Here is a 6,137-nt window from a genome sequence, read left to right as displayed (position 1 = left end):
AAATTTTCCGAGGTCAACCCGAGCATCTTCATCTGTATTTTTCCAATCAAGTTGGAGCATTGATCAAGAAAGATCGAAAATGCCTGATCCCCACGAAGCTCTTCCTCGGTCAATTCTTGCAGCGCTTTTAATTTAATTTCGGTAACAGCCGCCATGTAGCCTTGCAATTCCTCAACATCATCCGATTTGATCTGTGCACGTTCAATCTGAAGTGTCTGATTTAGAAAACGATCAAGATGCTCCTTTTGATGCTCCATGATTTCTTGGAGTTCCCGTTCCTCCATCCGTCGCCAACGTATCCAAATCAGATAAATGCCCGCCCCCAACGCGAACAGAAGCTCCTTGGTGGCAGCAAGTGACTCCATCACATTTGCCATCATGCCGAAATTATCAGCAGGATTGAAATACCGTTGTGCGATTGGATGCATTCGCGTTGGTGTCCATTGAGATGCATCTTGCCTTTCGATTAACGTGGGTACCTTAAGTCGGAGATTTTCTTCGTGAATGCTTCTCAAGGCGGCATCTACGAGCTCAGCTGGAGCATTATTTTGACAAACAAGATAAGCCGTCGTCGCAATCGTCGGTATCGGGACGGGTGGCATCGATGGGTGCTCCGCAAACAACCCTCGCGGGACCTCAACTTTGCGTAGGAATGGATGCACCATCCCCATGGCTGGCGCGCTTTCAATCGGCAAAAGATCAAATTCATTCGACGCCAGAATCTTCTTGAGTTGGGGATGTTCAATGCCAGCGGTGACGATCGCCGCATCGACCGTCTCGTCGGTTTCCAAGACACGGAGGGAACGTGCGTTGTCAGCGTGCAAATCAGCAACATCGATCCCAAAATGGTGGAGCACTTTGACGGCAGCAACCCGACTGCCTGAGCCGCGTTGGCCAAGTAAGACTTTTCGTCCCGTTAGCTCCCAAACGCTGCTGATGCCACTTTCTCGACGCACAATCACGAAAACATATTCTCGAAACAAGGGTGTCACCACGCTGAGGTCTTCAAGCGGTGCGGCGCCGCCCTGAACGATTGCTAAATCCACCTCGCCATTCACCAATTGTTGATAATTCTCATCCGATCCACGCGTTTCACTCAGGGTGACCGAGCGCCGCGTCTGATGTTCGACGGGTCCCTGAATCGCATCGCCAATTTTGTAATAAAGCCCGCTACGTTCCCCGGTTGCGATGCGAATCGTATGGGGTAGGAGGTCACGGTGAAACGACCATAAGGCTAACGAACCCACGAGCACCAACACCATGGCAACCGTAACCCAGGTCCGCAGCCTTGCAGTTGTTAAGGATGACATTCAGCTCTCCATAAGTAGATCACGACCGCCGTTTAAACTTAACCACCACAGCCTCCACACCCACCTCCGCAACCACCACCTCCGCAACCACCACCTCCATCGCCACCTCCATCGCCACCACCATCGAAGGAAACGCCGAAGGAGTCAAGCCACCCCCCCGAACCGGCTTCCCCCGTTTGCGAAAGGTCCGATCTCGCCGACTCACTGAAAAACTCTGCTGCATATTCATTTTCATGGAACACGACCAGGTCTGCAGTCGCAGGCAACGCGAAAGGTTCATCAACGTTCATGGTACTGCCCTCTGCGGCCAGAAAACCTTCAGCACCCACAGCAAGCACATCCGCCCCATCAGAATCGACGATCGTGCAATCTTGGCAATGTATCTCGTTGGTGTGACACCTATCAGCCCAGATCCACGCATAGAAAGAGGCGTCAGCATGGCCATAATAATCCTGAAAGATCGGATCGTAGACGTAATCGGATGACCGTGGAACATCAGAAGGTCGATTAATTCGCTTCGAAGGACGGATAATTTTCACCTTCGAAGACATGCTCACATCATCGACTTTCATATTCTCCCCAAATGCCTGGGCAATGTCATTTAAGAATTCATCAAACATGCATTTGTACCTTGCCACAAACACATCGTATGATTGCTGCGAAACGAAAACGTCATTGAGAAGGCCAGGGTCGATACTCCCACCGGGCTCACCGCCAAGAATTTTCGGCATCCCGTTTATCGATATTTGTATCGGATGCTCCCCCACCCGGTGCGTGCGAAGAATCCGAACATCAATTAAGTAGCCCAAGTCGCGTGTATGATGTTCGAGTACGAGCTCTAATCTTTCAAATGAATGCCTATTGTCGGCACTTACCGTGTGTCCGAATTCGTTGAAGGCTTGCTTTAAATCACCTTCAACCCCGTGTTTATCTTCGTAAAAAACGGTTTCATCTGTCGAAAGTCGAACAAGGTTATCGATTTTCAGCGAACGCATCACCCGATTAATCTGCTGCAAAATGGTAACGGCGCAAAAGGTTTCCCGTTCTTCCTTGGTATTGACCAGTCCCCCTGTCAATAAATGAGCCAACCTCGCAAATCCTTTGGTAGGTTTCACACGGTCGAGGTGAGTCAGCTGAGATGGATCAATCGTAAGCATTCCGTACAAATACATTTTAGATTCCTGCAAATCGAGTTAAGGCGATCAAAACGCTTCACAGATGCCACAATCAGCCGGTATTTTGTCACGACCCCAATAAGTTAAGAGGGGCGTTCCAAATTCCAGTCGATAGCAACGCAACGTTTCCTGGTACTGTCGTCGATTCTTTTCCGCAGATCCCCCCGGATGATGATCGACAAATTTCCCCAAGAATTCATGACAGATTTCACGGTACATTTTCGTGAAAAGAATCAGTTCATGCCAAATTAGGTCAACCCGGCGCGACGGCGTTAGCTGACCTAAATCGTAATGTTTTACAAGAAACAAGAATCGCAACACTTCGCGAAGCGCAATCGGCACTTCTTCCGGTTCGCAATCGAGAGACACCCTAACCCGCTGCAATAACAGCTCATTCTCGAGAAGCTTTTGCAATGCCTTCGACAGACTATTCGTTTCCTTGGTTTCGAGTTCCAATTTCCCCTCTTCCATCCAACCTGACACCCTGGTTCGCATCGACATTTTGTTTTTCCATTTCTTGCTTTAACGTTGTCGCAAAAGCACTTCCCATCATAGCGGTAAAAGTCCCAAAACAGGTAATGCCAGCGACAAAAGTAGCCATCGCGATGATTCGCCCCATTGTTGTGACGGGAAACATATCACCGTATCCAACCGTCGTTACCGTGACGCACGCAAACCAGAAGGCATCTCCCAAATCTCCAAATATCTCCGGTTGCGCATGCCGTTCACACTCATACATGGCGCCTTGACTCACAAAGAGAAGAACAATGGTTGCAAAACCAAGTGCTTGAAGCTGATGACGAACTCGCCAAAACCCAAACGCGAGGATTTGGAGCCCCGTGCTGTAGCGATAAAATTTCAGAAGACGTAAAATACGAAACGTGCGAATGAGATGAAGAGTGCCCTCCGGCACAAAAAATCCGACATAAAAAGGAAGAACAGCCACGAGATCAACAAGGTCCATCAACCTATCTCGTGACAAGAATTGGAGATACACATGAGCTTCATGACGGTCGGACAAGCAGCAGCACAGCTATCAACCTCTGAAAAACAAGTGCTTCGCCTGGTAAAAGGGGGGCTTCTGCAAAGCACGGTTCAAGACGGAGAAACGCTGGTCAAACGCGCATCAGTACTGAGTCGAAAATCGATGCTGAAACGCAGAAGCATCAGCAATTCACGCCCAGGCCAATCAGGCCAAGGCCAAGGCCAATTCTAGGAGCAGGGGAACTTTATCGAATCTAGAAGCGTCGAAATCGGGCTACTGATCTCCTCACCGGACATGACCATGGAATACCGAGGGCGCTTTCACATGTACAAATATCTGTTCTTTCCGATCCTAATCTTCGTCTTTTCCCCATGCGCGTTCGGCGTAGGCGCGGACTATGCGGCAACGGAATCGGTACAGCTCGCCAAGGCTCCCGCCGGGCTGAATGCATTGATCAACACCGACCATCGTGTGCATGGTTTTTTTGTCAATTTCCAAGATACGTTCTTCTTCACTGGGAACACATCCGAATTCAACGAATTCATTCGTGACTACATGGCAATTAAGGGAATTGCAGAACATCGCTTGGTAATTCATCCAGGCAAAGGGATTGCCAAATCTCCCTGGAACAAAGACGGCGGAGTCGCTTGTGACTGGCGACTCGATGCGACTCTTGCCGCCAATCAAGTCAAAGTCCATGTTTGGACAGAGGGCCAAATTGACTTTTCAAAGCTAAAGCTACCTCAAGGACTGAAAATTGTTCACAAAACCAAAAATCCTCCTGGCAAGGATTCCCAACCCGCCCCTCGAAATAACGTCTATGTGAAAATCGTCCTTCCTTCAACGTCGACTAACACGGTCAAGCCGCCTTTCGTCGAGGCGTGGATTGCCAACAAATGTCGGAAGCAGGGAGTGACAAAAGTAAAAGCGGTCACCGACTGGATCTGTCTGAACAGCAGCGCAGAAGAATCCACACCCGTCTGGAACGCGACATTAGACAGCCAACAATGGGGATGCCCCGTCGATGGCAAGGTCGAACGCCTGACCAATGGAAAGATCCGAGTACAACTATCAGGTTGGTCACCCGGCGGAGCTGAAATTGAGAACAACATCCTGAGCGATGAGATCGGAAATCGCCAGATTGCAGTGGTCGATCCAGGCTGCGAGACGCCTGACTCAATGGCGTATGCTGCCCTCTTGATCGCTCCACCCGCGAATTAAGCCTTTTCCATAAATTCTCCGATCATCCCCTGCATTCTCGCGGGTAAATCGCCGGACTGCTGCATTTCCCGAGCTTTCATTGGCTGAACGCAAATTTTGCCTATCAGTCCACAAGAGTCGAGTAACCAACGGCGTTGCCACCGTTTTCCCACCGATTGAAGGCGGTATTCGGCGTCACACCAATAATGCGTCACACAAAGGCGTTGGCGAATGGGCACCGATCTGAGACATTGCGTGTTGTCAGATTTCTGGAAGCCGCCCGCTCAAGCTGCCATAATCTAAATGGAAGTAGAGTCTTGCATCGTTACCAACGGTTACGAAATGCGCATGCGGCGCCTTGTGCAGACCTTTTCCAAAAAACATTGCTGAGCTGGAAAACATCAACGTTTGTTTGCGTCGGTTAAAAGTCAAAGGAGCCCACGATGCCGCAGCCTGGGGACAGCCATGGTCCGATTTTTCTTACCTCGACCGACAATGAGCTTCCTGATGACCTCCCCGAGGGGCTACAAAAGTACGTGGGATTTCGAGAAATGGCGCGAGGCGGATCAGGGATCCTCCGCACCTGCCACGATCAAATCACCGGCCGAACGGTAGTTATCAAGTCGCTTCTTCCAAAGTACATCAAAGATCCGAAAGAAAACCGACGCCTACTTCGAGAGGCCCGAGTCACGGCTCAGTTACAACATCCCAATACGGTGCCGGTCTATGAGATTGGACGCGATGACGAAACGGGAATCTATTTCACCATGAAGCGGATCTCCGGAGAAAACCTCTTTGAGATTCTGAAGCGGGTCGCCACGAATGTTCGCGAGACAGTTGCTGAATTTCCACTCAAACAGCGCGTGGATATTGTGGTCTCAGCTGCTCTGGCATTGATGTATGCTCACGCCCGTGGAGTGATCCACCGCGACGTGAAACCGGAGAACATCTGGGTCGGCAACTTTGGCGAAGTCATTCTGTTGGATTGGGGAGTCGCCAAGGTGTGGGGACAGCCCGCCGACGAACCGCAACATCCAATGATGTCGCGAAAATACCAGGAATCGCTTCAAGGACTCACGATGGCCGGTGATCGGCCCGGAACACCGCTTTACATGTCTCCCGAACAGGTCAATGTCAACCGAGCAACCGTCGATGAACGTTCCGACATTTTCAGCGTTGGCGTCGTACTCTATGAAGTAGCCGCCCTGTGGGAACCTTTCCGCGGTCGCGTGATCCAAGAAACATTCGAAAACATCATCGACCATACCCCTGCCCCTCCCTCAAAACGTAGACCGTCCGAGCGAATCCCGCAGAGTTTCGACGACGTCGTGATGAAGGCGATCAGCAAGAATCCGGCCCACCGATACCAAACGATTCGCGAAATGGTCGACGCAGTTCGAAATATCAGATTTACGGAGTGAAGCTTCCTCAGAGCTGAAAGGGCAATAAAAAAGCCCCCCTTCGTCT

At 50.4% G+C, this 6,137-nt stretch carries 7 protein-coding genes; 3 read left to right on the top strand and 4 right to left on the bottom strand.

All coding sequences use genetic code 11. The features are described from left to right. The 4 genes from P8N76_19190 to P8N76_19175 form a co-directional block, all read right to left on the bottom strand. Nucleotides 1-1,310 (bottom strand): TAXI family TRAP transporter solute-binding subunit (locus P8N76_19190; protein ID MDG2383806.1); only part of this gene is annotated, 1,310 nt, incomplete at its 3' end. A gap of 38 nt (nt 1,311-1,348) precedes the next feature. Beyond that, a complete protein-coding gene (locus P8N76_19185) occupies nt 1,349-2,482 on the bottom strand; it encodes a hypothetical protein (GenBank protein ID MDG2383805.1) in 1,134 nt (377 codons plus the stop codon). A gap of 30 nt (nt 2,483-2,512) precedes the next feature. Then, complete coding sequence (locus P8N76_19180) at nt 2,513-2,941, bottom strand: hypothetical protein (GenBank protein ID MDG2383804.1); 429 nt, start codon at nt 2,939-2,941, stop codon at nt 2,513-2,515. After that, nucleotides 2,913-3,449: a potassium channel family protein gene (locus tag P8N76_19175; protein MDG2383803.1), complete on the bottom strand. Its 537-nt coding sequence runs from the start codon at nt 3,447-3,449 to the stop codon at nt 2,913-2,915. Before P8N76_19175 ends, P8N76_19180 begins: the two co-directional genes overlap by 29 nt. 33 nt (nt 3,450-3,482) lie before the next feature. Here P8N76_19175 and P8N76_19170 point away from each other — a divergent pair, with 33 nt between their 5' ends. From P8N76_19170 to P8N76_19160, 3 genes are all read left to right on the top strand, one after another. Further along, a complete protein-coding gene (locus tag P8N76_19170) occupies nt 3,483-3,701 on the top strand; it encodes a hypothetical protein (protein MDG2383802.1) in 219 nt (72 codons plus the stop codon). A gap of 93 nt (nt 3,702-3,794) precedes the next feature. Next, the gene (locus P8N76_19165) at nt 3,795-4,691 is read left to right on the top strand and encodes a hypothetical protein (GenBank protein ID MDG2383801.1); all 897 of its coding nucleotides are present in this window, start codon (nt 3,795-3,797) and stop codon (nt 4,689-4,691) included. Between the two features lie 422 nt (nt 4,692-5,113). Continuing rightward, on the top strand, nt 5,114-6,091 hold the full coding sequence (locus P8N76_19160) for a serine/threonine-protein kinase (GenBank protein ID MDG2383800.1): 978 nt from the start codon (nt 5,114-5,116) through the stop codon (nt 6,089-6,091). The last annotated feature ends 46 nt before the right edge of the window (nt 6,092-6,137 follow it).

The sequence above is a fragment of the Pirellulaceae bacterium genome (genome assembly GCA_029243025.1).
Classification (GTDB): Bacteria; Planctomycetota; Planctomycetia; order Pirellulales; family Pirellulaceae.
This window is presented reverse-complemented; position numbering and strand designations above follow the sequence as displayed.

Coding starts and splice junctions, on each gene's coding strand:
- P8N76_19175 (MDG2383803.1), bottom strand. CDS start 3,449: ATGGACCTTGTTGATCTCGTGGCTGTTCTTCCTTTTTATGTCGGATTT.
- P8N76_19170 (MDG2383802.1), top strand. CDS start 3,483: ATGAGCTTCATGACGGTCGGACAAGCAGCAGCACAGCTATCAACCTCT.
- P8N76_19160 (MDG2383800.1), top strand. CDS start 5,114: ATGCCGCAGCCTGGGGACAGCCATGGTCCGATTTTTCTTACCTCGACC.
- P8N76_19165 (MDG2383801.1), top strand. CDS start 3,795: ATGTACAAATATCTGTTCTTTCCGATCCTAATCTTCGTCTTTTCCCCA.
- P8N76_19185 (MDG2383805.1), bottom strand. CDS start 2,482: ATGTATTTGTACGGAATGCTTACGATTGATCCATCTCAGCTGACTCAC.